Below are 26,093 nucleotides of genomic sequence, written 5' to 3' on the forward strand. Positions count from 1 at the left end.
ATGAGGAAGTTGCCCTCCTTCTGAGGAGTCTTCATCTTACCCTGGACTGATGTTCAATCAATCCAGGGCTTTTTTTGTTTAATGCTAAAGTGCTTACGACAATTTTCGGGGAAATAATTGAGCTCAGGCAGCTTTGGCTTTTTCCCATGAGAATGTAAATATTTCGGAAAATGTAATTCTAGATTTCAATACAAAAAGTATAGTAAAATGAGAGTGCTGGTTAAATTCAACAGAGTGGAGAGACACGATGAAAAAATATAGAGTGTATGTAATATTGATGATGGTCATGTTGTTTTGGGGATTCAACGTTTCGGCCACGAAAGTATTGGTGACTCATTTTGCTCCGTTAACGATGACAGCGTTTCGGATTTTGACGGCTGGGATAACGGTATTGCTTATATTGAAAGCGATGAAGGTCTCTAAGAAGCTCCAATTAAAAGAGCTGGGCTTCATTATGTTCGTTGGTTTGTTTAATGTAGTGGCCCATCATTTCTTTTTATCGCTGGGTTTGCAAAAAACGACGGCGACAAACGCCGGGCTCATTATGGGATTGGCTCCGTTGATGACGACGGTGCTGGCTATTTTATTTTTAGGAACGCGTTTGACCGGGATTCGCTTTATCGGAATTCTGCTCGGACTGATTGGTGTAGGATTTGTCGTATTGAATGGAGGAGGCGCGTTATCATCAGGATCGTTTGGGGATTTATTCATCTTTATATCTCTGTTCGTGCAAGCGATCAGCTATGTGTTTATTAGAAAAGCCTCTGCCACGATTGACGGACGCGTGATGACGGGCTGGATGCTTGTCACAGGGGGCGGTTATTTATTGATCATCAGTCTTTTAATGGAACCGAAAGGGCTCCCCACCATGATGACGGGCGATATCGGTTTATGGGCTATCTTTTTAGCCTCAGCCATATTGGCTACGGCTGTTGGTCACATGGTGTATAATCAGGCGGTTCAGCATATAGGTGCAGCCGAATCGGCTATTTTTGTCAACTTAAGCCCATTTTTTGCTTTAGTGGGATCCAGTTTATTTTTAGGGGAGGCAATTCGCCTTCAGCAGCTTCTCGGCTTTATTTTTATTATTTTAGGTGTTCTTTGCGGGAGCGGGGTCGTGGAGAAAATCATCAGGGCAAGAAAAAAAACGGTGAATATATCGATGTAAGCAAAGATTGCCAGCCTGTGCGCTGGCAGTTTTTTTTGTCTCTTAATCTGTTATTGAACAGTATGCAAAAACGAAAATATCAAAAAAGACTCCCTGTGAGGGGAGTCTTTTTCCAAAAGCTATTACTTTTGAACGTTAGCAGCTTGTGGTCCACGAGCGCCTTGCTCGATTTCAAAAGAAACAGTTTGGCCTTCTTCTAAAGTTTTGAAGCCGTCGCCTTGAATAGCTGAGAAGTGTACGAATACATCGTCTTGACCTTCAACTTCGATGAAGCCAAAACCTTTTTCTGAGTTAAACCATTTTACTTTACCTTGTACCATAATAAATGTACCTCCTGCGTGGATGTTTCCACAATTGTATTATAGTATCCTTGCTCAAACATATTCTTTCAAGACGAAAACCACTTTTTGAAGATAGTTTTTCTTTCAGTCATATACCGAACAAAAATAACTACTTAATTATAGCATCTAAATTCAAAATAAGCAAATGTTCCTCCAAATAAAAATGAGGGAGCGGATAAAAAACATTCGCTCCCTAGTTTTGAAGTCTCTTTTCTTACAGTTTAAAGCAAGTAAAGCAGTACGGCAAAAAAGTGAGTGACGGTTCCGCCAAGAACGAACAAGTGCCAGATGGCATGATGGAATTTGAAGCCTCTCCATACGTAAAAAACAGCGCCAACCGTGTACAGCACTCCGCCAATGACCAGTAGTATGACGCCTTTTGATGGAACGTTCTCGACGAGCGGGTTCCAGGCAAAAACAATTAACCAGCCCATTACCACATACAAAATGGTAGAGGCGAAGAGAAATTTCTTCACAAAAAAGGCTTTAAACACTGTTCCGCTGATGGCAAGGCCCCAAACAATTCCGAACAATGTCCACCCGAGCCAGCCTTTGACGGCAATGAATAAGAACGGGGTATACGTACCGGCAATGAAAAAGTAAATGGATGAATGATCCATCACTTCAAATACGTCTTTTGCTTTACCCGCAGGAAAACTATGAACTAAAGTCGACGAAGTATATAGAACAACCATTGTGACCCCAAAGAGCGTGAAGCTCACAACATGCCATGCATTGCCGTAAAGAGATGAAAAAACAATCAATAATACTAAAGCAGCAATACTTAAGAGCGCTCCAATGCCATGTGTAATGGAATTGGCGATCTCTTCTCCTTTAGAGAACGTATGGGTATTGGCCATCGTTTATCATTTCCTTTCAAAAAACTGAATCCGCCATTCGCTTAAAAGCAAAACGTTGTCAGCTCCTACAAAATAAAAGCATTTCTCATTTTCAAATTATAGCACACATCATAAAAAGGGGTCACATCTTAACCATGTCCTTTTTCAACATTTCCATGATGATTTATCGGCAAAGCCTTGATATATGTCATTTTCACTTATCGGCAGCCGCCGGAGAAATTGCTTTACGGGCGCCTGAAAATTGTCATGAGTTAAGGTTTAGTAAATAAATATATGGAGAATGCAGCTTGCAAATAAAGGGGGAGCATTTCCATGAAAAGAGAAGCCATTTTTGACGAAACGGGAACATACCGCTACTCGCTTTCGAGAGTGTGGGACGAGAACAATGACAGAAAAGTGACATTTGTGTTGCTTCATCCGGGAACGGCTGATGAATATAAAGAAGATGCAACGGCTAATAAATGCATATTACTTGCCAGACGATGGGGGTTCGGGTCGCTCGAAATTGTGACGCTGTTTGCCTATCAGACCAATCGCTACAATATATTAGATGAATTAACGAAAGAAGAGGCAGTCGGCTATGATAATGATCGCTATATTCAATATGCAATTGCTGATGCAGATTTGATTGTAGCAGCATGGGGAGAACATTCCTCTATTCACGGCCGGAATAACGACTTGCCTTCGTTGTTTGAAGGAAGAGGACTATTCTGTCTCGGAACGGCTCACCAGTACCATCCGCGCCATCCGCTTTTTGTACCATATAATGTCATGCTGGAGCGTTTCTATATACAGCCGGTTACACTTATCGATTATGATGATGTTGACGTAACAGATATGATCGAAATTAACACATTTGATCCATACAACACGATGGAGCCGACTCCACAAATCCGGGAAATTCGTTCACTTCCGCAGCAGGAAGCGGAGGAAGATTCCTGGCTGTTTTGTACAATGTGTTACGATGACTATCCAATGCATGGCGAATCGGTTTGCCACAGCTGCCATGAAAACAGAGAAAATCTATATGATTATATGATCTAGCAAGCGGCGGCGGGAATTTCTCCCTGTCGCTGTCCTTTAAATATGTGTTCAAAAAGGAGGACAAAAAGGACCGAGAAGTTCAAGGAAGCGCAGCTTTGAGTAACGGAGCGTATGGTGATAATACGTGAGTAACGGAAAAGCAAGCTGACGCAGAAATTCGACAGTCATTTTTCCCGGACTTTTTGAACAACCGCTTTTAGTGTGTGTTCAAAAAGGAGGACACATAAATCCAGGTTTCTGTACATATAAAAGGAAAAGAGCAATATAAAGGGGGAACCTGGATGGTGAGAATCGGGCAAGCGCTGCAGCGCATTGAACAAATTTATCATCAATTGAATGAGGAATGCTTTACGTATGTGGGGACGATTCTCCAAGAAGAAGCGGATGTAGATCAACGTTTATTAGATGAACTGGCAGAACTGTTGGGCTTTTTGAACAGTACCGATTTATATGATCAGCATTTGCTCTGGGAAATGATCAAGCTGCTCGATTATGGAAATCCCATTTATCAACTGGCCACGTGTAAAATGTTGACACTTGAAGGACTGGAAGACAAAATGGATGTTCTTGCAGAAGAAAAGCAAATCGTGGAAGAAACGCTGGCAAAAGTGTATTATGATCAGCGTCGTCATCTGCTGCAGAAATCCTGCAATCATTTAAAACAACTGGAAAGGCAGCTTCGAGCTTTGTTGTATGCAAAGTATCCCATTCATTAAAAAGGCCTTTTCACCTAAGATAGTCAAATGGTCGGATAAATTGTAAAAATACTTTTACAATTTATCCGTTAAACTGTAATAAAGGGTGAGTATACTAAGAACGGGTATTCAAACGGGAATGCCGTAAAATACGAAAAAGTCGTTGTGATTGTCCTACACCCTATTTTACAGCGGCACGAAAAAGTCCGGAACATAGAGTCCGGGCTTTTCATATTTAAAGAGAACAAGGCTTTAATTCATATTGTTTAACCAGTTTGATCGTAAATTTTTGGTTGATATCGCGGATTTCACAATACCCGCTGTGATATATATGAATAATAACATACTCTTTTCCATCATAAAGAACCTTCGAACCAATGCTCATGAAAATCCTCCTTTTTTTATGTTTATGCAATAAAAGTCAAGTATAAATAAGGATTTATCCTTGAATAAGGCAAAGGAAATGGATGATTAGTGAAATGAAAAGATTTATTTTGTGAAAATTCTAACTTTTATTCCATCCTATACCTTTCGACAAATTTCTTCAAGGGTAAATGAATTAATTTTACAAATTATTAATAAATCGTTTAGCGAACCTACTTTCTTTAGACAAATTTATGGGGATACATCCAACATGATTGAGCTCAATAGTAATAGTTATGACAGATAACGCTAGAGAATGACAAATTCATATAAAAATCTAGAAAGAAAAATAAAAGAAGTGGCTGTCCCATAATTCATGAAACAGGTCGCCAAACTAATTTTTTACTGAAAAGCCCCGTCGCAGAATTCATGACGGGGCCTTTCGGAGGATGACTCAAAAGATGTTTTTTGCACCTTTTGAATCATCGTCTTCTATTATTTCTTACTGCTTTTTACTTTTTGCCGTATTTTTATTCAAATCTTGCTTTTGCTGTATCGCTTCGGATATGGCAGCGGTTAAGCTAGCGCCGCCGGGAGCGTCATGACCTGCTTCCCACAGCATCATTCCACCGAATCCGTTATCGAGTGCGAGTTTTGTTTTTTGCTGCATCGTACTTCGACCGTTATAATGATATGTCATCCCGTTCACGACAGCGACATCACGCCAGGCATTGTCCGGGTTGCTGTCAACGATGGCAGCATATGAAAGTTGTTTGGCGGACTCGTTTTCGGGCTGTGCGTAAACCGGAACACCCAGCACGAGTTTTTCTTTCGAAAGACCTTGTTTCTCGAATAGTTCTTTCCAGTAATGAACGATGTTTTCCGCGAATGGATAAGGGGATAAGTTCGAAGCGTCATATCCGCCGTCCCATTGTCCGTCATAGGCCATGATGTTTACATGGTCCGTATAGTTGAACATGGACGGCTCAAACACAACCGCATTCACTTCCGTTCCGGTCACACTGTGGATTTTAGCATAGACCGCGATGGACAGCTCTTTATTGTGAGCATGGAGCTTTTGGCTCAACTCTTTCGTAAAAGCGCTCAATAACAGGGCATCCTTATTGGAACGAGGGTGTTCAAAATCGATGTCGATCCCGTCCAGATTTTCTCGCTCGGCTATGGCTGAAAGTTCATTCACTAATGTCGTGCGGGAAGCCGGATTGGCGATGGCCTCTTTGAAATAGCCGTAAGTTTCTCCGCCGTTCATATGGAACCAGCCGCCTACAGCAAGTATCGCTTTTGTGTCATGCTCATGTGCCAGCTTGACCATTGTCTTCAAATTATTTAAAGCCGTGTCTCCGTTCAATAATATATGCCCATCTTTCGTAGGGTGAGCGAAGGAGAAAATGACATGGGTTAACTTTGAGTAATCAACCGAGTTTGGGTTGCGATACTCCTGCACGTAGCCCATCAGCACTTTTGGCTGTGCGGGCTTCGGAGGTGTTTTCGCTTTAAGCTCTTTTTGGGATACTGGAGCCTGTAACGCTTTTTTGGATGTGGGCGCTTCTAACGCCTTTTGGTCTTCCTGATTGTTCGAAAAGAGCACTCCTGCCGTAAATCCGCCGGCAAACGTCATCATGATCACGAACATAAGAAGCATTTTGCGTTTTGTCACGATTCGTCTTCCTCTCTTAAACATTTAATCTTGTAACATTGTAGCAAAAAAGGGAGGTGGGGATTGATGGTACATAAACCCATTAGTATAGATCGATTTAGAAAGTTGGACATGACCAAAGAACGGTCATGTCCAACTTTCTAGACCTAAGCGGAGTGGATTCAAGATGCCTGGAAAGCCATTTATTAAGGAGGAAATACCGGAAATAAAAATAATCCATAAAATAAGAAAGAGTCTTTTTATAAAGAAACGAAAGAAGCGGCCCTGCCAATGGCGAAGCCGCAAAGAGTGGTGGATGTAAGCTTGCGCATGCAACAATGCAGAAATTTTTACGTTAAATCATGTCGCTCATGCTTTACTTAAATGTTTTTGTTTTGTTCGATTTTTTCATCGAGTTTACGCAAGTATTTCGCAGCGAATTCTTTTCCGCCTAATCCGAAGGAAAGACCGAAGGCAAGAGCCAGTCCACCCAAGATTAAGATAAAGGCCGCATTGACGATTGAATGGGCAACACCAAGCTGATCGAGTGCCATAAAGAAAGAGACAGTGATTACCGCGTACTTCGCAACGGATGATAACATGCGGAAAGATGGTCCGCTGACAAGGTTGGCCACAAGATTTTGCACCAAATTGCCGACATACAGGCCGACCGCTAAAATGACAAGGGCAGCAAACACATGCGGCAAGTAAGCAATGACACCGGCTCCAAGTGTGACAAGGAAATCCAAGTGAATAATTTGCAATGCTTCTACGACAAATAAGAAGACGATTAAGATTTGAACAAGTTTCCCAATGATTTGCGATAGCGTAATGACTGGGGTGGAACGAGTTCCTTTGCCGATCCCCATGTTTTTCAACAGTGAGTTAATACCAAGGCGTTCCAGCATGTTTGTTACAACTTGGGCCGTCCATTTTCCGATCCATAAACCGATCAACACTAATACGACGGCTGTAACGATATTTGGAAGCATTGTTAAAATGTCGTTCAGCATTGCAATGGCTGGTTCTGAAATGCCCCGTACATCTAACCGCTCCAATGCAGCGATGACCGTCGGAATCAAAATCAGGATATAGACGATATTACCGATGACAGCGGAGAGGGACGTTCCTTCAAATAATCTCCCTAACCCGAATTTAGCCGTCAATTTTTCGGTCCCGATCGTTTGTAAGAAGCCCGTCACCAAATCGCGTACAAGGCGGGCGATAAACCAGCCGATAAATAGAATGAGGGCAGCTGCCAGCAGTTTTGGCAAGAAAGCCAGTATATTTTCCATCATACCGGCGAAAGGACCGGCAATGCCGTCAATTTCAAGGGCTGACAGAACACCCGGCAAGAATAAGAACAGAGTAAAGTAGAACACAAGCTTAGCAACGCGATCGATGATATTTACCGCATCTGCTTCCGTTTTCGCTGCATTCACTTTCGTTAATGTTCTGCCGACACCCGCTGATTTTCCGGCTCTGCGGACAAGCATCGCAAGAAGGGACGCAATCACCCAGCCTGCCGCTAAAAGAAGAGCCGCTTTTAAAATGTTCGGAATCGCTCCGGTAATGGATGAAAGCATACCGACAAGCGGTGTAGCGATAAAGCTTAATTCCAAAATATTGAATACGATGATCAATACAAAGACAAGAGTCAAGTAATAGACGATTTTTCCGATGATTTTTTCCGGAGGATATCTTCGGTTATCCAGCCCCGAAAATAATTTGTTATCGAGTTTCGTTTTATGTAATAGTTTTTCCGTGCCGTTGCCGATCGCTTTTGCGATAATCCAGCCAATCAACAAAACGGCTAATGCCAATAAAAACTCCGGGAGCATCCCGGCGTAGTCGGACCAATCCGTCCACACGTAAGTTTGATTCATCTGCTTCACTCCTTGTTTGTGTTGTATGGTAGTTGTTACCCTAAATGAGACAGATGTTAAACCTTAATTTTTTTCAGCCTTGCCGCAATGGATGTTTCCCTCCCTGGAAAAACGCCAAGACCTTAATTGGATATAGCGTAAATTTGAAATAACGAATATAATTTGTGTTAGGTAAACTTTTTGTCCCGGTATTAAATGAACGGCATAAAGTGGATATTCCGTTAAGGAAGAACTTCATATGGTATTGGAATTGGTGTAGTCGTTTCATAACGAGTACTTAAAAGGGAAGCCGGTGCAAATCCGGCACGGTCCCGTCGCTGTAAAGGGGAGTCCTATGCAAAAAGTCACTGGATCATATCCGGGAAGACGCATGGAGATGATGAACCTGAGTCAGAAAACCTGCCCGTTCTAAAAACGCTGTTAGACCTACGGGAGATGGGGAGGTGTTAGAGTGCTGGGAGACCAATTTATTCTTAAATAATAGGCATTTCTAACCTGTTTGTTCTGGTTGGAAATGCTTTTTTTTATGGCTTTTTTTGATAATAGAAATTCTATATTGAAGGTGAGAAAACGTGTTTGTAAAACAATCTAATTTATTCCGATCTTTTATTGGGCTGTTAGTCATTCTAGCAATCTTTGTAACTGGCTGCAGCAACGCAGCAAACGATCAAGACAATGCATCAGACAAAGATCAAGCAAAAGTTGTTACTTTTTCCTGGTCTGGAGATATAGGAGACTTAAATCCACATACATATTTTCCTAATCAGTGGTTTTCGCAGGCTATGGTATATGAATCTCTTGTTTACTATGGTGAAGGCGGAGAAATTAAGCCTTGGCTGGCGGAGAGCTGGGATATATCGAAAGATGGGAAAGAATATGTATTTCACCTGAGGGAAGATGTTACATTTTCCGATGGTTCACCATTTAATGCAGCCATCGTCAAGAAAAACTTTGATACTGTTTTAGCTAACGCCCCGCAGCATGAATGGATGGAATTGATAAACCAAATCAAAGTGACAGAAGCAGTGGATGAATTCACATTTAAACTGACTTTGCACAATCCGTATTACCCGACTCTTCAAGAACTCACTTACATCAGGCCTTTAAGATTTGTAGGAGAAGCGGCTTTTCCAGACAGCCAAAATACATTTGAAGGGCTCAAAGAACCGATTGGCACAGGTCCGTGGGTATTGAGCGAATATAAGAAAAATGAAGAGGCTGTATTTACAAGAAACGAAAAGTACTGGGGGACTAAGCCAAAAGTAGACAAGGTGGTTGTAAAAGTCATTCCTGACGGTGAGTCTAGAGTTTTAGCTTTTGAGAAAGAAGAAATCGATTTTATTTTTGGCAACGGGGTCATTAGCCAAGATTCATTCCAGTTTCTAAAGGAATCGGGAAAATATGAAACGAAATTATCAGAACCTACAGCTACAAGGGCGATGCTTTTTAATACGAACAGAGAAGCGCTCAAAGACATTAAATTACGGTTAGCTCTCCAACATGCTTTTAATAAACAGGCTGTGATCGATCATATCTTTTACGGGACGGAAAAAAAGGCTGACACTTTGTTTGCGCCTACCATTCCTTACACAAAGATTGATGTAAAACCGTATGAATACGATGCTGAAAAAGCGAAACAGTTATTGGATGAAGCGGGATGGAAACAAGTAGAAGGAAAACCATTCCGAAAGAAGGATGGGGAGACATTACAACTGGAATTAATGTTTATTAGCACAGATAACATCCAAAAGGCGATTGCCGAATATGCCCAAGGTGAGTTTAGAAAATTGGGGATCGATATTAAGTTGATTAGTAAGGAAGAAGAGAATTTTTGGACAACAGCGAATGAGGGCGGTTTTGATTTATTATTTACGGCAAGCTGGGGTGTACCGTTTGATCCACATTCCTATTTATCTGCTATAACGACAGCTTCAGAAGGTGGAAGTCCGGATCATAAAGCTCTATTAGGGCTGCCGGTAAAGAAAGAATTAGACGGAAAAATCAAGGAAGTCTTATTAAGTACAGACGAAGTAAAAAGAAACATGTTATATAAAGATATTTTAACTACATTGCACGAACAAGCTGCTTACTTACCAATCTCTTATCAGTCCAATGCAGCAGTGTATCATAAAGATTTGAGCGGAGTAAATTTCTTGCCTCAAGAATATGAGGTGCCTTTCACTTCAATTGATGTTAATTGAAGGGGGGATATGTTTAAGGAGCATTAAATGGGTTGGTTTATTGTTAAACGTCTTACAAGCTTAATTCCAATATTATTTGGAATTTCCTTCATTACTTTCATCCTGATCCACTTAACTCCCGGTGATCCGGCAACAGCTTACTTAAGGGCATCACACATTCCTCCTACGGATGAGGCAGTGGCTGCCCTTCGAGTGGAGCTGGGGCTGGACAAGCCTCTTTATGTCCAGTATTTAGAGTGGTTAGGAAACGTGATTCAATTGGATTTAGGAATGTCGTATGTATCGAAGAAATCTGTATGGGATGAGATTGTGTTACATTTTTTCCCGACAGCTCAGCTGACATTTGCTTCATGTATTCTTATTCTTGTTATTAGTTTGCCGGCAGGCGCGATTTCTGCTATTTATAAGGGGAAATTGGTTGACCAGTTGAGCAGAATCGTTGCCTTTGTTGGTGTCTCGATGCCTGCTTTTTGGTTCGGATTTCTCTTAATCTATTTTTTTTCCGTACAGTTAGACTTATTTCCCGTATTGGGAAGAGGGACCGCCGCTCATCTAGTGCTACCTTCCCTGACATTGGCTTTTCCTTATATATGTACGTATATGCGGCTGCTTCGGGCCAGTATGCTGGAAAATTTAAATGAGCCGTTTGTCATGTATGCCAGAGCGAGAGGTTTGCGCGAAAGATTAATCGTTGGCGGGCATGTTTTAAAAAAATCTTTATTGCCGATGTTGACCGGACTTGGTATGAGCCTCGGGAACATGCTGAGCGGAGCTGTTATTGTTGAAACTGTTTTTGCTTGGCCCGGCATGGGACATTTATTTGTCACGTCTATTTTAAGCAGGGATTATCCGATGATTCAGGGGTGTTTATTGTTTATGGGTGTGATTTTTGTAGTTTGCAATCTTCTCGTAGATCTTGCCTATGCTTTCCTGGATCCCCGCATACGATGGGAAGGAGAGAGAGAATAGTGTTGCAAAACGTGAAACATAAGCTGCTGTCACATAAGCTTATGATGGTCAGCAGTATGATTCTTTTCTTCATGACAGTACTGGCTCTTTTTGCTCCTTTTTTCGCTCCTAATGATCCGAATCTGATTGATATCACTCGTAAACTGCAAGGGCCTTCTTCCCAATTTCCATTGGGGACCGATCATTTAGGGAGAGATATACTGTCTCGATTAATCTATGGGACAAGGACCTCGTTAGGTGCGGCTTTCCTTATCATGGGGCTGACGATGATGATTAGTATCCCGCTTGGTATATATGCGGGTTTTAGAGGCGGTAAGGTTGATAATCTCTTCATGAGAATGTGTGATATTCTCATGGCATTTCCAAGCTTTCTTCTATCCTTAGCTTTGGTCGGAATCATGGGTCCGGGTCTTTTCAATCTAATTTTGGCGATGGTGCTTGTCCAATGGGTTTTTTATGCTCGCGTCATTCGAGGGATGGTTCTTAGTGTAAAGAAGCAAAACTTTATCTTAGCGGCCCAAGTATGCGGGACATCAAAGCTGGCCATTGTTATTAAACATATTTTTCCCGCCATTATCTCTCAAGTTATTGTATTAGCTTTCATGGACATCGGAGGAATTATTTTAGCTGTTTCTGGTCTCTCCTTTTTAGGTCTTGGCATACAGCCGCCAGGGGCAGAGTGGGGAATGATGATTAATGACAGCAAGCCATTTTTTAGAAATAACCCTTCATTGATGCTGTATCCGGGTATGATGATCTTAGTCGTCGTGATCGCTTTCAACTTGTTCGGCGAGGCATTAAGGGATGCTCTCGATTCGAGAAAAGAATAGAAGGGAAAATGGAAGATGTTATGGAATCATCTGTCGGCAAAACAAAAAGCTTGGAGAGAAAGTATGTCTTTCTCTCCAAGCTTTTTGTATTTTATATAGAGATGCTGAGTAGTTACCTCTTTTACTATTTTATGAGTAAGTCTAAGTTTTGTAGATTTTTGCATCAAAGCGTTGCTTTAATATAATGATTTTGAAATCATTTGAGTAGTGTTTAACAGTAAAGGGATATGTTGTTCCATCGATTCTTTATTCCATCGAAAGAATGGCCCGGAAATAGAAATGGCCCCAATGACTTTTCCTTTTGCGCCAAAGATAGGAGCTGATAACGCAGCTACATTCTTCGTGAGTTCTTCTTCATTTATTGAGTACCCGGTATTGACAATCGCTTCTAGTTTTTGCCGAAGTGTTTTTCTTTCTCCCTCTGGAAGGAGGCTTAGTACTTGTTCCTGTAAATCTTCACTAAGGAATGCCAAAATCACCCGTCCGCTTGACCCAAGGTGCAGTGGAATCCTATTCCCAACTCCTGCTCTTCTGCTTATTTCCTGCTTGCTTTCATATTCAACCACACACATTCTAATCATGCCTGTTAACATATACAATCCTACGGTTTCCTGAGTTTCATCTCTTAACTTAATTAATTCGGGATCCATTAAAGAAATGATAGGTACATCAGTAATGACTTTATTTGCATAATCAATAAAAACTGTACCAAGTGAATATTTTTTTGAATCTATATCTTGAAATACCATACCTTCCATTTTCAACGTAGTGAGCAGACGATGTGTGATAGGAGGAGAAATATTAAGATTTTCGCTGATATCTTTTATTCCTTGTGGACCGCGTGCTTCATTTAAATAATTGATAATTTTGATTGCACGCTGCACCGTAGATGAAATTTTTGAGCTCATAAATAAAATCCTCCGATTAAATTCCATTCCAAATTAATTATTAAAAATATTATATCATACCCAGATAATGAGCCAACTATATAGATCGATTTAGAAAATTCGATATGACCAAAGAACGGCCATGCCTTTTTCATATTTACAAAAATGTATCAGTTTCAAAGAAGCAAAAGCCAATTTTTTGAGCGAAAAAGTGATTGACTTTTCAGAAAACTACCTTTAAATTCATATTATAGGAATTCGGATTCCTATAATATGAATTAATAACAAGGAAATCGTCGAAAGGAAGTGAATTAGTGATTTGAAAACTGATTATTTTATGAAGAACCTCGTTCGGTAAACAGGTAGAAAAAGTAAAAGCAAGCATATCGCAGCATAGTACATGGTTAATCATTAACATGAAACACTTATTAGGAGGGAATTTTATGAGTACAGAACTATTAATATCTAATTCTATAAAAGCTGAAATTGGTGCAATGCCAGATACAAAAGGTTTGAATTTTTTTAAGGAAGATCTCAATCTACCTTTTACTCTAAAACGTTATCTTTCTAAAGAAGATTATGATCGCGCCCTATCTTACTTAACAGAATTAGGTGAAATAGCCGGAACACGTTTAGATGAGTTATCTCGTACTGCGGATAAGCATACTCCCGAGTTAATTGCTTTCAATGGGAAGGGGGAGCGTGTAAACAAAGTTGACTACCACCCAGCTTACAAGGAAATGGAATATTTAGGATATAGCAAATTTGCTCTCGTTGCTATGTCACATAAACCAGTACTAGGGTTTTCGACGAAACTTCCACACGTACTAAAGTACGCATTTTGGTATTTGTTTGTACAATCCGAGTTTGGTCTAGCTTGCCCGATGAGTATGACAGATTCTGCTGCGCGTGTTTTAAGGAAGTTTGCTGACCAAGAAATGCAGCAAACCTATTTACCTCATATGACGAGTACAGATATGAATGAATTATGGACGTGTGCCCAATTTATGACTGAAAAGCAAGGTGGGTCTGATGTTGGCGCTAACACGGTAACGGCAAAGAAAGTTGGCGATCAGTGGGAGCTTTGGGGCGATAAATGGTTCTGTTCCAATGTATCAGCAGACCTTGCGCTAGTTTTGGCTCGTCCTGAAGGTGCTCCTGAGGGCACGAAAGGTCTTGGAATGTTTTTAATGCCGAGAAAATTACCGGATGGATCTCTAAATAAGTTCAGAATCAATCGTATAAAAGATAAGTTTGGAACACGCGACATGGCTTCGGGTGAAGTAGCGTTTGAAGGAGCGGTCGCTTATGTTGTGGGGGATATTACAAATGGTTTTAAGCAAATGATGTCGATGGTAAATTCCTCTCGATTATCGAACGCCGTACGTTCTACTGCCATGATGCGAAGAAGCTTTTTGGAAGCGCTCGTTTCAGCTCGGGGCCGAGTAGCATTTGGCAGCTCTATAGCCGAAAAGCCGCTTATGAAAGAAACACTTTTTGAATTATTACTAGATTCCGAAGCAGCTGCGGCTATGACATTCTTCACGGCTTCTGTTTATGATAAAGCCGATCAAGGCAGCAAAGCCGATGAAAAGCTATTACGAATTTTAACGCCATTGTTAAAAGGATACATTTGTAAACGAGCTAGAAATTCTACCTCTGAGGGGATGGAAGCAAGAGGAGGAAACGGATATATCGAGGATTGGGTTGAACCGAAACTTGTGCGTGATTCTTATGTAGGTTCTATTTGGGAAGGAACGACAAATATGGTGGCCTTAGACGTAGTAAGAGCGTTAGTGAAAGATCAAGCAGGGGAGATCTTTTTTAACACCATTTACAATTCCATAGATAGCATCTCTGATTGTTTGGCGCAGCAGACTGGGAAGGTCCTTCTGCAAGTTACCAATAAAATTGAATTGCAAGCGAAAAGAATAATGAATTTGAATGAGCCGGAGAGGGAATTGCCTGCTAAACAATTAATGAACCGTATGTATCATGTCTTTGCAGCAAGTCTTTTACTAGATGAAGCTTCTGTGCAAATTACAGAACAAGGAAACTACCGTAAATTATATATGACTTTGCAGTATATACATCGTCATTTGCTTACGAATGGTTTTGATGATTTTAGCTACTCTGATCCATCGTTATTGCAATGGTTTGATGCTATTGTGGATTGGGATCAAGTTCCAGATCAGGCTGTAGAAGCTTTGTTAAAACATGTACAACAATCTGTGAAACTCTAAACAATCAATCTCTACCATAAGGTGTATGACAACGATAAAGAATAGAGGCGAGTATCATGACTAAAGCATTAAGCGGGATTAAAGTTCTTGATTTAAGTCGGGTGGTGGCTGGTCCAACTTGTACTAGTATGTTGGGAGATTTGGGTGCAGATATCATTAAAGTAGAAGGACCGGAATTAGTAGATGAAACGCGGACGTGGTTTCCTCCTGATGTTGAGGAGATAAGTTTGTATTTTATGGCCGTTAATCGAAATAAACGGGCAATCACAGTGGATTTAAAGACAGAAAAGGGAATTCAAATCATTAAAAAACTCCTCAAGGAAGCGGATGTTGTAGTAGAAAATTTTAAAACAGGGACAATGGAACGGTTAGGGCTGGGCTATGAAGAATTAAAAGCGTTAAACCCTAAATTAATTCACTGCTCCATCACAGGATTCGGGCATACAGGACCTTACAAGCATTTGCCGGGATATGACTTTATTGCTCAGGGGATGAGCGGGTTTATGAGTGTGAATGGTACACCAGATGGTGAACCTACAAAGGCTGGTATCGCTATGGCCGACTTATACACAGGTCTATATGCCGTCATTAGCATATTAGCCGCTTTGCAGGCAAGAAATCATACAGGGCGCGGCCAGCATTGTGATATTTCCCTTTTGGATTCCATGGTATCTTCATTGCTTAATATCGGGACAGGGTTTTTAAATACAGGGAACCTTCCTGTACGATATGGGAATCAACACCCGACCCTTGTTCCCTATCAGAATTTTAACACAAAAGATTATGAGATTATTATTGCAGTAGGCAACGACGGACAGTTCGAGCGTCTTTGTTCCTTACTAGAGGTGGATGAGCTATCTCGTGATGAGCGTTTTGCAACAGCCAGCGCACGCATCATGAATAGGGAAGCATTAATTCCTCGGATACAAGAAGCACTGTTAACGAAAACAGCAGATGAGTGGCTTACGGCTTTCCAGGAAAATAATATTCCTTGTGGTCCTATCAATACGTTAGATAGAGTGTTTGAAGATAAGCAAGTACTTGAAAGGCAAATGATACAGGAAGTTGAACATCCACAAGTTGGAATGGTTAAACTTTTAGGTTCACCTCTCAAACTTTCAGATACACCTGTTACAATTGAAAGGCATCCTCCTTTACATGGGGAGCACACTGAAGAAGTATTGTTAGAGTTAGGATATGATAGCCAAGAAATTGAATCGCTCATGGAGGAAAAGGTTATTAACATGAAAATAGCCTCCTCCTCATCCATTCCTATCAACCAGTAGTGTTTAAAACATAAAAAAGATAGCGTTTACAAAAAACGTTGTTTTTGATAACCGAGTTAAATTGTTAACAAGTATGTATAAAAAGGGCGGTGTTTTGATGGATAAAAGTGTATCAGGATCAGGTCGGACTTGGATTTTAGTTTTCGTCGCTTGCTTTTTAGGTCTTGTGGTAGATGGCATGGACTTAATCATGCTTTCGATAACGATGCCTAGTCTAATGGAAGAGTTTAATATTGGTAAGGCAGATGCAGGGCTCATTGCTACATGGTCCTTAGTGGGTATGGCCGTCGGCGGAATCGGTGGTGGTTGGTTATCTGATCGATTTGGCCGGGTAAGAATGGCAACCTGGATGATGGTTCTATTTTCTATCGGTACAGCATTACTTGGACTTGCCCAAACATATGAGCAATTTATCGTTATTCGTTTTATTTCTGCTATTGGGATCGGGGCGGAATATACGATCGTTACGATGCTTATGGCTGAATATGTCCCTACGAAAAAAAGAACGACGATCTTAGGTACACTACAAGCAGCATATTCATTAGGATATTTAGTGGCAGCTTTATTGGCAGGTGCAATCTTGCCTGAATACGGATGGCGGCCTCTTTACTTTATCGCTATTGTGCCAGTTCTTTTGGCAATTTATATCAGATACAAGATTCCAGAACCTCAAGGGTGGCAAGAAAGAGCGCAAGCGCAAAAACAACAAAAGGGTAAGAAGAAAAACGAGTGGACTGCGATCTTCAAAGATTCAAAAACAAGAAAGATTTTTATATTATGGGGCATTACTGCGACCTTCTTACAATTTGCTTATTATGGTGTTGGTACCTGGCTGCCAACGTATATTGTAGCTGACTTAGGTTTTGATTTTAAAAAGATGACGGGGTATCTTGTAGGAACCTACACAGCCGCAATCTTAGGCAAGATCGTTACAGGTTGGCTGGCAGATCGATACGGTCGAAAAACGATGTTTATTGTTGGTGGTTTCTCTACTGCCCTTCTTTTACCAATCGTTTATCTTTATAATTCGCCGACTAACATCATTCTGTTACTTACTTTACTAGGTTTTCTATATGGTATGCCATATGCGGTCAATGCCACATACATGAGTGAGAGTTTTCCCACACATATTCGTGGTACAGCTGTAGGGGGATCATATAACGTTGGTAGAGTCGGGTCAGCGATGGCTCCATTTATGATCGGTGTCATTGCGGAATACCAATCAATCGGATTCGGCTTAGCTACTCTAGGTATTGCCTATGTCTTAGCAGCCCTTATTCCTGCACTGTTTATCCGGGAAAAAATGTATGACCCATTTGAAAATAAAGAAAGTGTTCCGATCGAACAAAAGGAAAGCGTTTTCGAAAGCCGTTCTATGTAAGCATTTTAATAATAAATTTTTTACTTCATTAGTACGAAGACATAGTATGTACACTAAAACTTATGATTCCAGGGAGAACAATCATTTAAATAGGAGGGAATACGATGAACAGTCTTGTTGTAGTAGGTTCAGGCGTTATGGGACGCGGAATTGCTTATGTTGGAGCGGTAGGCGGTTTCACCGTTACGTTGGTTGATGTCAATGAAGCTGCACTTAAAAATGCTGAAGCTGAACTGAACACTATTTTTGAAAAAGCTCTCTTAAGGGGGAAACTTTCCAATGGACAGCAGCAGAAGGCAAAAGCGAACTTGTCTTATTCAACCGATCTGCAAAAAGCCGCATCTTCTGCTGATGTCATTATCGAAGCCGTTCCTGAAAAAGCCGAAATTAAAAGACAGGTGTTTGAAACGATGGAACAATTTGCACCAGTTCATTGCCTTTTTGCAACGAATACCTCCACGATGAGCCCGACAGAAATTGCTTCCTATGCAAAACGGCCTGCTCTGACTATCGCCATGCACTTTTTTAACCCGGTACATAAAATGCCGCTTGTCGAAATTATTCGAGGTCTTGAAACAAGTGATGAAACTGCGGAAGCTATCAAAAAAATGGCGGAACAGATGGGGAAAGAAACGGTTGTCATTAATGAGTTTCCTGGTTTCGTGACGAGCCGTATCAATGCGCTAGTTGGTAATGAAGCTTTTTATATGCTTCAAGAAGGACTTGGAACACCAGAAGAAATTGATAAAGCGATCAAACTCGGGCTTAATTACCCAATGGGCCCCTTTGAAATGGCAGACTTGGTCGGTCTTGATGCACGATTAAACAATTTGAAATATTTACATGAAAAGTTGGGTGAAAAATATCGCCCGGCTCCATTACTTGAGCAGTATGTAAAAGCAGGACGACTTGGACGCAAATCAGGTAAAGGTGTCTATGACTATATACAGAAAGAAGAGTTGGTTGGAAAATGAGAGAAGTAGTGATTGTAGACGCTGTAAGAACACCAATTGGGAGGTATAAAGGTGCGTTAAAAAGTGTGCGGCCGGATGATTTGGGAGCCGTTGTCATTAAGGCACTTATTGAACGCAACCCTAATCTGCCTCCAGAGCAAATTGAGGATGTCATTTTCGGCAATGCCAACCAGGCTGGTGAAGATAATCGCAATGTGGCGAGAATGTCAGCCTTATTAGCCGGACTCCCTGTCAGTGTGGGCGGAACAACCATTAATCGGTTATGCGGGTCAGGTCTTGATGCTGTTATGTATGCTGCCAGATCCATTACGGCAGGCGAAGGAGACATTTACATTGCTGGCGGAACGGAAAGCATGACGAGGGCTCCTTACGTCATGGCGAAACCAGAAAATGATTTTCCTCGAGGTGCAATAGAACTTCAGGATACAACGATTGGCTGGCGTTTTACGAATAAAAAGCTGGAAGAGATGTATGGAGCGGATTCCATGCCGCAAACAGCGGAAAACGTAGCTCAATGCTGTTCGGTGTCTCGGGAAGATCAAGATCAATTTGCATTTCAAAGTCAGCAAAGAGCAAAACAAGCATTCGAAAATGAACGTTTTGCGAATGAAATGGTACCGGTCCGTTTTATAGACCGAAAAGGGAATGAGGTAGTTGTCGAGCGGGATGAACATCCGCGTCCGGATACAACGATTGAAAAGCTGAGAAAACTAAAACCCATTTTTGAAGGCGGCACTGTAACGGCTGGTAATGCTTCCGGTGTAAATGACGGAGCTTCAGCCTTGCTGTTAATGAGTGCAGAAAAGGCGAAGGAATTCGGATTAAAACCTCTAGCCCAATATGTTATCGGTGCAGTTGCCGGCCTGAAGCCAGCGGTTATGGGACTTGGCCCTATTTATTCAACCCGTAAAGCATTAGAAAGAGCAAATTTGAGAGTGGGCGATATTGGACTTGTCGAATTAAACGAGGCGTTCGCTTCCCAATCACTTGAGTGTATCCGCCAATTAAAGTTGGACCCGGAAAAAGTGAATGTAAACGGTGGTGCGATTGCGTTCGGCCATCCGCTGGGCGCAAGCGGGGCACGTATTTTAACAACACTGCTTCATGAGATGAAAAAGCGAAATGTCCAGTATGGACTTGCCACCATGTGTGTCGGTGTCGGACAGGGTATATCAGTAATCATAAAAAACACAGAGAATTAAAAATAAGGGAGTGACCTAAAAGGGAAAAACATCCCCTTTTGGGTCACTCCCTTGCAAAATGGACAATAATACAAAGGATTTTGATTAATGGCCCATTTTGCATAAAATCAAACATGTTTTGAAGTTATGGGACATTGCCTATTGTTCTATGAAAAGGAGAGAATGTTCATGTCTAACGTTATATATAGAGTGGAAAATTACATCGGTTATGTAACAGTGAATCGTCCGGAAGTATTGAATTGTTTTAATTATGAGACCCTTATTGAACTTCAAGAAGCTGTGGATGCGATTTATGCTAACCAGGACATCCGTGTGGTTATTTTCACAGGAGCAGGTGACAAAGCATTTAGCGCGGGTGTAGATTTGAAAGAAAGAAAGACATTAAATGAAACGCAAGTAAGAAGAAATGTCAAAGCCATTCGAGATGTGTTTAACAGTATTGCAGGGCTTCCCCAGCCGACCATTGCCGCCGTTAATGGTTATGCATTGGGTGGAGGGCTTGAATGGCTATTGTCTTGTGACTTTGCCATAGCAGCCGAAGGTGTATCAGTAGGACTAACGGAAACAAGTTGGGCTATCATACCGGGCGCTGGCGGTACACAGCGGCTGCCGAGACTAATCGGTGAAGCAAAAGCGAAAGAGCTTATTTTTACTGCTAAAAAGTTGACAGCGGAAGAGGCACTTGATTTAGGCATTCTTTTGAAAGTGGTGCCGCGTACCGAACTGCAAGCTGTCTGTGAAGAATTGGCTGCAGACATGATGAAAAATGGTCCGGTTGCATTAAAACAAGCGAAATATGCCATCACTCAGGGAATGAATACGGATTTGCAAACAGGGCTTGCCATTGAGGCAAAGGCATATGAGCTGACAATTCCTACAGAAGACCGATTAGAAGCCCTTAATGCGTTTAGTGAACGGAGAAAACCGCAATTTACAGGTCAATAAGTTAGAGTTATTTATAAACTATAAGCGGTTTAAAAAGGCGCTGACCCATAAGTCCGAAAAAGGAAGGGAATCTTGTTTTTGTCAATTAACCTTTGATTTTATTGGATTTCCCATGAGGGTTCATTTTCAGGAGGGTGACTCAAAAGCAAGTTTTTTGTGCTTTTGAGTCATCCTCTTTTATACTTGTCTAGAAAATTGGACATGACCAAAGAACGGCCATGTCCAATTTCTTAGACTTAAGCGGCTGTCTCCTCCTTGCGGGGTTGGTGCCATCCTCTTAGGTGAGAACCCTTGAGGGCCTATTCAAGTTGTCCGGATAACCGATTGTGAAAGTCTCTCGGTGGGATGAAGATGTGTCGAGTTTTTAAGTGGAATATATAAATGAATGTATAATGAAACTTAAGTTTGTTTAATAAAAGCTAAGTTTAGAAGAATAGACTCGGGAATTTCTACAATAACGGGACGGGAGAAGATACATATGCGAAGCTATTTGATCTTGCTGATGTGCGGATTATTTTTAATTCAATATTTTGTTCAAAGCCGCTGGCTGGAATACGTGGTTGTGGTCATGGCGTTTGCTGCTTTTGCAGGAAGCGTTACGAAAGCCAGTTCTATGCCAAGATGGCTAGGAATGATCATGATGGGATCGGGAATGGTGTTAGAGTTTCAAAAAGGAGGGGGAATCGAAGGAATCAGCCGGGGGATGTCCATGAATCTTCCGTTGCTAACCCTTGTCATTTTGGTTCCGCTTCTTTCGCTTCCTTTGAAACTCGATGGAGATTTTGAAATTATCCATGCGGTGTTACGCCGTTTGAAGCACCATCCTCGAAAGCTTTTTGCAGGTATTACAAGCGTAGTGTTCCTGTTGGGGCCTATTTTAAATCTAGGCTCCATACGCGTTGTCGATGATTTACTTAAAAATCTCAAGCTTCCTTCTGTTATTCTCGCTAAGAGTTATTTAGTAGGCTTCTCAACAACGATGGTCTGGTCGCCTTATTATGCGTCTGTCGGCTTGGTTCTTTACTATCTGAAGGTTCCGATGGGGGAGTATTTGCCCTATGGAATTGGGATGGCTTTTCTTTTCCTATTTGCAGGAAACGTCATATTTTGGATTTGGTCACGCCGTCATCCTATCGGTCATGAAGAGCCTGTTACCGAACAATCGTCGAATATTAGAATAAGCCATCTACTCCGTTTAGGATTAAAAATTGCAGGGTTTATGAGTATTACCTTGTTAGTGGAATATCGGACTCAATGGTCAATGCTTGTAATCGTTAGTCTTTTTTCTATCGCATTTCCTTTATTATGGGGAATCGTAACGAAAAAATGGAAATTGCTTCTCTCACAGTTGATCGACTTTCGGGATAAGGGTGTACCAATCATGAACAATGAAATTTTACTTTTTACGAGTGCAGGGCTTTTAGGTGCTTCTTTGCAAGACACTAGCTTTGGCAGTGGAATTAAATACTTCCTTAACAGCATGGCGCATCAATCGTTCCTCTTGTTTGCGATCGTAGTGATGGCAATTGTGATTATCATGTCCTTTGCAGGGATACATCAGCTAGTCACCGTTACCGCTTTGGTCACTCAAATGAATGCTGTGGAACTGGGGACAACCACTCATGTACTCGCCATGCTTTTGATGCTTTCGTGGTCAGTGTCATCGGTCCTAAGTCCATTAAATCCACTGAATTTGCTGGTAAGCAGGCTTTCAGGTTTTTCAGGAATTGAAACCGGAATTCGTATGAACGGGGTGCACCTATCGATTGTCACATTAATTGGTTTACTAGTTATCACCATGATTCATTAGATTTGGGATAAATGCGGGTATGCTATGATAAATGGTTCAAAAGCAGCAGGAGGAGAGCCGCATGAAAACACATGTAAAAAGAAGAGATGACATCCGTATCTGCTTCCGCTTTGGCTGCATTCACTTTCGTTAATGTTCTGCCGACACTTGCTGATTTTCCGGCTCTGCGGACGAGCATCGCAAGAAGGGACGCAATTACCCAGCCTGCGGCTAAAAGAAGAGCCACTTTTAAAATGTTCGGAATGGCTCCCGTAATGGATGAAAGCATACCGACAAGTGGTGTGGCGATAAAGCTTAATTTAAAGATGTTAAATACGATGACTAAAGGATAAACCTCAAATTATGCAATGAGATTTTTTGACAAAAAAATACAAGAGAATACCTTACAAAATATGTAAGGCAACCTTACAACATTGGTGAAGAAGCCATTTAGGTGTGGGATAATCTGATTAATAGTTCAAGTGTTAAGGTGTTACGGCAGTAAAGAGGAAAGAAATCATATACAGAGAAAGGAAGGTACGTTCGTACATATCTATGTTTTGCCATTTTGAAAAAACAAGGATAATGGAGGGAAGTTATGAAAGCAAAAATCACCTATCTTTTAGCAGCGATCGCACTAACCATTGCTCTAACCGCATGCTCCAGTCAATCGACGAATAAGAGCGAAGAAGGCTCTAACAATCCACCATCGAAGGATGGAGGTACACTGATTGTTGGAATCGAATCTGAGACAGATGTGCTAGATCCTCATCGAGCGGGTGGATGGGTAACGATGAGAGTGAATAATCAAATGTACGAACCGCTTATCGGAGAAGATTTAAGCAAATCATCAGAGGAAGCACCGGTACCAGAACTCATTCCTGTTTTGGCAAAAGAATGGGAGGTATCAGAGGATGGAAAAGTGTATACGTTTCATTTAAGAGAAGGCATTAAGTTCCATGACGGGACCCCATTTAATGCCCAGGCTGTTGAGTTCAATGTGAAAAGATTAACAGATAAAAGTTTTGAATATTATGATAAGTTAGGTGCAGCAAGAACGTTTAGAACATGGAAATTTTTCGAAAGTGTCAAGGCGGTAGATGAAAATACACTTCAAATGACCTTATCACAACCGTTTTCAGAGTTTCCTAGAATGCTCGCACAAATCAACTCTTTGCAAATCATTAGCCCTGAAGCAATCAAAAAATATGGAAATGACGGTTTAGGAGAACATCCAGTCGGTACAGGACCATTCAAGTTTGAAAAGAGGACAAGAGGTGAAGGAATCACGCTCGTAAAAAATGAGGATTACTGGGGAACGAAGGCTCATCTTGATAGCGTTGTGTTTAGACCGCTTTCTGATTCCGCGAGCCGCGTCTTGGCGATTCAAAACGACGAAGTGGATATTATTGCCGTCCCGCCGCCGGACGCGATCGAGAATTTAAAACAAAAAGGATATGAGATTGTTTCCGGAACGCCGCCTCATGTATGGTACATGACCTTTAATTTTGAAAATGACATCATGAAAAACCAAAAAGTTCGTCAGGCCATCAATTATGCGATTGATCGGGAAGGCATTGCCAATGAGTTGTTAAAAGGAACGGTCCATCCGGCCTACACGATTCAAAGTCCAGGAAACATGGGCCATGATCCGAATGAAAAATGGTATGAATATGACCCGGAAAAAGCAAAAGAATTACTCGCAGAAGCAGGATACAAAGACGGTTTCACGACGACTTTACGGACATCAGTCGATGGTTCGGGGCAACTTCTTCCTGTCGATATTGCGGAGTGGATCCAACGGGATTTGAAAAAAGTCGGCATTGATTTGAAACTGGATACTAAAGAGTGGATTTCTTATTTTTCCCAATATAATGAAGGGATGCCGAATGATGTAGGAATGAATCAAATGTCTTCAGGCCGAACAACGCCATACTTTTTAGCTATGGTGGCACATTCACAGTTCAAGGCACCTGGCGGCTTTAACTCAGGTAAATATATCAATTCGAATCTGGATAAAGTGATGGATGCGGCTTCAACCTCCGTTAATGAGCAAGAAGCGTTGGAACAATGGAAAAAGGCTGAAGCAATGATTATGGAAGATGCGGCTTTCGCACCGATTGTAAATGACTCTGCACCTTATGTCGTCCATTCAAGAGTGAAGGATTTTGTCGTACCTGCAGAAGAATGGTACACATTGGCACCGGTTTGGCTTGGAAAATAATGGCAGTAGGATGGCCTAAGAGGTTGAAAAGCATACCTTTTGAGTTATCCTCCTGAAGGGGCCCGTCATGAGAATCCAGTAAAATCAAGCATTCAGTGACGAGTCCTTTCAGTAAAAGAATGTTGGTGTCCTATTTAGAATTCATGAGACAGCCATTTTATCTTAAATCAAAGCGGGGGTGACTGAATGTTTCGATATACGTTTTCTCGAATGGTCTCTACCATTCCGGTATTGTTTGGTGTTACGATTATCGTCTTTTTGCTCATTCAATTAATTCCCGGAGATCCTGCACGGACCATTTTAGGCGGTGAAGCGACACCAGAAGCGATTGAAACGTTAAGAGAAGAAATGGGATTGAATAAACCGTTTTTTGTGCAATACTTCACATGGTTGACAGAGATTATTCAAGGAGATTTAGGCTATTCTTATACTCTTCATACACCCATCGTTCAAGAGTTGTTGCCCAAGTTTTTAAACAGCATGATCTTAACTGGAGCGAGCCTTCTCATTTGTATTTTATTGGGGATTTCATTCGGTCTGGTCAGTGCTTTAAAGAATGGAAGTGTGTTTGATAAAGTCAGTATGGGTTTTGCCATCATAGGTGCCAGTATGCCGGTATTTTGGGTAGCCCTCATGCTTATGTGGCTATTTGCAATCAAGCTGCAATTATTCCCTGTGAGCGGAATGTATAACATGAGAAACCCGGGGGGATTGTTCGATTTACTTCACCATCTAGTTTTACCCGCTTTTGCCACTGCAACCGTATCAATTGCCGTCGTAGCAAGGCTTTCAAGAAATACGGTAATCGAGGTATTACAGCAAGATTATGTAAAGTATTTTCAATCATTTGGTTTATCCGATGCGAAAATCAACTTCTTTCATGTTATCAGAAATGCCCTTCCCCCTATTATCAACATTACTGGTTTGCAAGTTGGCTACATTATGGGAGGGGCTTTGTTTAGTGAAATTGTCTTTAACTGGCCTGGTATTGGCCAATTGCTGTATGCCGCCATCACTTCTAACGATTACCCCATGATTCAATCTGGCATTTTATTAATCGGATTGACCTTTGTTGTGGTCAATTTACTTGTTGACATGATTAACATTTGGCTGAGTCCAAAGCTGCGCGATTCTCTTTAAAGCAATGG

General features: G+C 41.4%; 22 protein-coding genes and 1 riboswitch. Of the genes, 15 read left to right on the forward strand and 7 right to left on the reverse strand.

Annotation, left to right across the window (positions count from 1 at the left end; all coding sequences use genetic code 11):
• Positions 1-247: 247 nt before the first annotated feature.
• Positions 248-1,168: a DMT family transporter gene (locus tag BK575_RS04185; RefSeq protein ID WP_078409033.1), complete on the forward strand. Its 921-nt coding sequence runs from the start codon at positions 248-250 to the stop codon at positions 1,166-1,168.
• Between the two features lie 122 nt (positions 1,169-1,290).
• Here BK575_RS04185 and BK575_RS04190 read toward each other — a convergent pair whose 3' ends face one another.
• Both BK575_RS04190 and trhA read right to left on the reverse strand, forming a co-directional pair.
• The gene (locus BK575_RS04190) at positions 1,291-1,488 is read right to left on the reverse strand and encodes a cold-shock protein (RefSeq protein WP_028396679.1); all 198 of its coding nucleotides are present in this window, start codon (positions 1,486-1,488) and stop codon (positions 1,291-1,293) included.
• A 242-nt stretch (positions 1,489-1,730) separates the two neighbouring features.
• Positions 1,731-2,369, reverse strand: coding sequence for a PAQR family membrane homeostasis protein TrhA (gene trhA / locus BK575_RS04195; RefSeq protein WP_078409034.1), 639 nt, complete (start codon positions 2,367-2,369; stop codon positions 1,731-1,733).
• 312 nt (positions 2,370-2,681) lie between these two features.
• On the opposite strand from trhA, the gene BK575_RS04200 reads away from it, so the two are divergent.
• Positions 2,682-3,413, forward strand: coding sequence for a DUF1643 domain-containing protein (locus BK575_RS04200; RefSeq protein ID WP_078409035.1), 732 nt, complete (start codon positions 2,682-2,684; stop codon positions 3,411-3,413).
• Between the two features lie 281 nt (positions 3,414-3,694).
• Positions 3,695-4,129: a hypothetical protein gene (locus BK575_RS04205; protein WP_078409036.1), complete on the forward strand. Its 435-nt coding sequence runs from the start codon at positions 3,695-3,697 to the stop codon at positions 4,127-4,129.
• A 214-nt stretch (positions 4,130-4,343) separates the two neighbouring features.
• Here BK575_RS04205 and BK575_RS28295 read toward each other — a convergent pair whose 3' ends face one another.
• The 3 genes from BK575_RS28295 to BK575_RS04215 form a co-directional block, all read right to left on the reverse strand.
• Positions 4,344-4,493, reverse strand: a complete 150-nt coding sequence (locus BK575_RS28295; protein WP_169907523.1) for a hypothetical protein — start codon at positions 4,491-4,493, stop codon at positions 4,344-4,346.
• A gap of 480 nt (positions 4,494-4,973) precedes the next feature.
• Entirely contained in the window at positions 4,974-6,149 is a 1,176-nt protein-coding gene (locus tag BK575_RS04210; RefSeq protein ID WP_078409037.1) for a glycoside hydrolase family 18 protein, read from the reverse strand.
• Between the two features lie 359 nt (positions 6,150-6,508).
• A complete protein-coding gene (locus BK575_RS04215) occupies positions 6,509-8,014 on the reverse strand; it encodes a mechanosensitive ion channel (protein ID WP_078409038.1) in 1,506 nt (501 codons plus the stop codon).
• A gap of 234 nt (positions 8,015-8,248) precedes the next feature.
• Positions 8,249-8,435, forward strand: a riboswitch (cobalamin riboswitch).
• A 151-nt stretch (positions 8,436-8,586) separates the two neighbouring features.
• On the opposite strand from BK575_RS04215, the gene nikA reads away from it, so the two are divergent.
• Genes nikA through nikC form a run of 3 tightly spaced genes read left to right on the forward strand, consistent with a single transcriptional unit; the run spans position 8,587 to position 12,014 of the window.
• The gene (gene nikA, locus BK575_RS04220) at positions 8,587-10,215 is read left to right on the forward strand and encodes a nickel ABC transporter substrate-binding protein (protein WP_078409039.1); all 1,629 of its coding nucleotides are present in this window, start codon (positions 8,587-8,589) and stop codon (positions 10,213-10,215) included.
• A gap of 27 nt (positions 10,216-10,242) precedes the next feature.
• Positions 10,243-11,184: a nickel ABC transporter permease gene (nikB, locus tag BK575_RS04225; protein WP_078409040.1), complete on the forward strand. Its 942-nt coding sequence runs from the start codon at positions 10,243-10,245 to the stop codon at positions 11,182-11,184.
• The gene (gene nikC / locus BK575_RS04230; protein WP_407984336.1) at positions 11,163-12,014 is read left to right on the forward strand and encodes a nickel ABC transporter permease subunit NikC; all 852 of its coding nucleotides are present in this window, start codon (positions 11,163-11,165) and stop codon (positions 12,012-12,014) included. Before nikB ends, nikC begins: the two co-directional genes overlap by 22 nt.
• 176 nt (positions 12,015-12,190) lie before the next feature.
• On the opposite strand, the gene BK575_RS04235 is transcribed toward nikC, so the two are convergent.
• Complete coding sequence (locus tag BK575_RS04235) at positions 12,191-12,922, reverse strand: IclR family transcriptional regulator (protein WP_235867299.1); 732 nt, start codon at positions 12,920-12,922, stop codon at positions 12,191-12,193.
• 422 nt (positions 12,923-13,344) lie between these two features.
• Between BK575_RS04235 and BK575_RS04240 the strand changes: the two genes are divergently transcribed.
• From BK575_RS04240 to BK575_RS04270, 7 genes are all read left to right on the forward strand, one after another.
• A complete protein-coding gene (locus BK575_RS04240; protein ID WP_169907525.1) occupies positions 13,345-15,144 on the forward strand; it encodes an acyl-CoA dehydrogenase family protein in 1,800 nt (599 codons plus the stop codon).
• Positions 15,145-15,200: 56 nt separating this feature from the next.
• Positions 15,201-16,430, forward strand: coding sequence for a CaiB/BaiF CoA transferase family protein (locus tag BK575_RS04245; RefSeq protein WP_078409044.1), 1,230 nt, complete (start codon positions 15,201-15,203; stop codon positions 16,428-16,430).
• 97 nt (positions 16,431-16,527) lie between these two features.
• On the forward strand, positions 16,528-17,811 hold the full coding sequence (locus BK575_RS04250) for an MFS transporter (protein ID WP_078409045.1): 1,284 nt from the start codon (positions 16,528-16,530) through the stop codon (positions 17,809-17,811).
• 104 nt (positions 17,812-17,915) lie between these two features.
• Complete coding sequence (locus BK575_RS04255; RefSeq protein ID WP_078409046.1) at positions 17,916-18,785, forward strand: 3-hydroxyacyl-CoA dehydrogenase; 870 nt, start codon at positions 17,916-17,918, stop codon at positions 18,783-18,785.
• The gene (locus tag BK575_RS04260; RefSeq protein ID WP_078409047.1) at positions 18,782-19,987 is read left to right on the forward strand and encodes an acetyl-CoA C-acyltransferase; all 1,206 of its coding nucleotides are present in this window, start codon (positions 18,782-18,784) and stop codon (positions 19,985-19,987) included. Before BK575_RS04255 ends, BK575_RS04260 begins: the two co-directional genes overlap by 4 nt.
• 168 nt (positions 19,988-20,155) lie before the next feature.
• Positions 20,156-20,932: an enoyl-CoA hydratase-related protein gene (locus BK575_RS04265; protein WP_078409048.1), complete on the forward strand. Its 777-nt coding sequence runs from the start codon at positions 20,156-20,158 to the stop codon at positions 20,930-20,932.
• Positions 20,933-21,410: 478 nt separating this feature from the next.
• Positions 21,411-22,742, forward strand: coding sequence for a hypothetical protein (locus BK575_RS04270; protein ID WP_078409049.1), 1,332 nt, complete (start codon positions 21,411-21,413; stop codon positions 22,740-22,742).
• 22 nt (positions 22,743-22,764) lie between these two features.
• Here the strand turns inward: BK575_RS04270 and BK575_RS04275 are convergent, their stop codons facing one another.
• On the reverse strand, positions 22,765-23,061 hold the full coding sequence (locus BK575_RS04275) for a mechanosensitive ion channel family protein (protein ID WP_328589544.1): 297 nt from the start codon (positions 23,059-23,061) through the stop codon (positions 22,765-22,767).
• Between the two features lie 258 nt (positions 23,062-23,319).
• Here BK575_RS04275 and BK575_RS04280 point away from each other — a divergent pair, with 258 nt between their 5' ends.
• Positions 23,320-24,945: an ABC transporter substrate-binding protein gene (locus tag BK575_RS04280; protein ID WP_078409051.1), complete on the forward strand. Its 1,626-nt coding sequence runs from the start codon at positions 23,320-23,322 to the stop codon at positions 24,943-24,945.
• A 186-nt stretch (positions 24,946-25,131) separates the two neighbouring features.
• The gene (locus BK575_RS04285) at positions 25,132-26,085 is read left to right on the forward strand and encodes an ABC transporter permease (RefSeq protein ID WP_078409052.1); all 954 of its coding nucleotides are present in this window, start codon (positions 25,132-25,134) and stop codon (positions 26,083-26,085) included.
• Positions 26,086-26,093 lie beyond the last annotated feature (8 nt).

Source organism: Priestia abyssalis (assembly GCF_002019595.1).
In the GTDB taxonomy this organism is placed as follows: Bacteria; Bacillota; Bacilli; order Bacillales; family Bacillaceae_H; genus Bacillus_BA; species Bacillus_BA abyssalis.

Excerpts from the sequence above, each read along its gene's own strand:
- BK575_RS04240 (WP_169907525.1), top strand. The coding sequence starts at position 13,345 with ATGAGTACAGAACTATTAATATCTAATTCTATAAAAGCTGAAATTGGT.
- BK575_RS04200 (WP_078409035.1), top strand. The coding sequence starts at position 2,682 with ATGAAAAGAGAAGCCATTTTTGACGAAACGGGAACATACCGCTACTCG.
- BK575_RS04205 (WP_078409036.1), top strand. The coding sequence starts at position 3,695 with ATGGTGAGAATCGGGCAAGCGCTGCAGCGCATTGAACAAATTTATCAT.
- BK575_RS04235 (WP_235867299.1), bottom strand. The coding sequence starts at position 12,922 with ATGAGCTCAAAAATTTCATCTACGGTGCAGCGTGCAATCAAAATTATC.
- BK575_RS04265 (WP_078409048.1), top strand. The coding sequence starts at position 20,156 with ATGTCTAACGTTATATATAGAGTGGAAAATTACATCGGTTATGTAACA.
- BK575_RS04285 (WP_078409052.1), top strand. The coding sequence starts at position 25,132 with ATGTTTCGATATACGTTTTCTCGAATGGTCTCTACCATTCCGGTATTG.
- nikB (WP_078409040.1), top strand. The coding sequence starts at position 10,243 with ATGGGTTGGTTTATTGTTAAACGTCTTACAAGCTTAATTCCAATATTA.
- trhA (WP_078409034.1), bottom strand. The coding sequence starts at position 2,369 with ATGGCCAATACCCATACGTTCTCTAAAGGAGAAGAGATCGCCAATTCC.
- BK575_RS04250 (WP_078409045.1), top strand. The coding sequence starts at position 16,528 with ATGGATAAAAGTGTATCAGGATCAGGTCGGACTTGGATTTTAGTTTTC.
- BK575_RS04215 (WP_078409038.1), bottom strand. The coding sequence starts at position 8,014 with ATGAATCAAACTTACGTGTGGACGGATTGGTCCGACTACGCCGGGATG.
- BK575_RS04260 (WP_078409047.1), top strand. The coding sequence starts at position 18,782 with ATGAGAGAAGTAGTGATTGTAGACGCTGTAAGAACACCAATTGGGAGG.
- BK575_RS04280 (WP_078409051.1), top strand. The coding sequence starts at position 23,320 with ATGAAAGCAAAAATCACCTATCTTTTAGCAGCGATCGCACTAACCATT.
- BK575_RS04245 (WP_078409044.1), top strand. The coding sequence starts at position 15,201 with ATGACTAAAGCATTAAGCGGGATTAAAGTTCTTGATTTAAGTCGGGTG.
- BK575_RS04185 (WP_078409033.1), top strand. The coding sequence starts at position 248 with ATGAAAAAATATAGAGTGTATGTAATATTGATGATGGTCATGTTGTTT.
- nikC (WP_407984336.1), top strand. The coding sequence starts at position 11,163 with ATGGGAAGGAGAGAGAGAATAGTGTTGCAAAACGTGAAACATAAGCTG.
- BK575_RS04270 (WP_078409049.1), top strand. The coding sequence starts at position 21,411 with ATGCGAAGCTATTTGATCTTGCTGATGTGCGGATTATTTTTAATTCAA.
- BK575_RS04190 (WP_028396679.1), bottom strand. The coding sequence starts at position 1,488 with ATGGTACAAGGTAAAGTAAAATGGTTTAACTCAGAAAAAGGTTTTGGC.
- BK575_RS04255 (WP_078409046.1), top strand. The coding sequence starts at position 17,916 with ATGAACAGTCTTGTTGTAGTAGGTTCAGGCGTTATGGGACGCGGAATT.
- BK575_RS28295 (WP_169907523.1), bottom strand. The coding sequence starts at position 4,493 with ATGAGCATTGGTTCGAAGGTTCTTTATGATGGAAAAGAGTATGTTATT.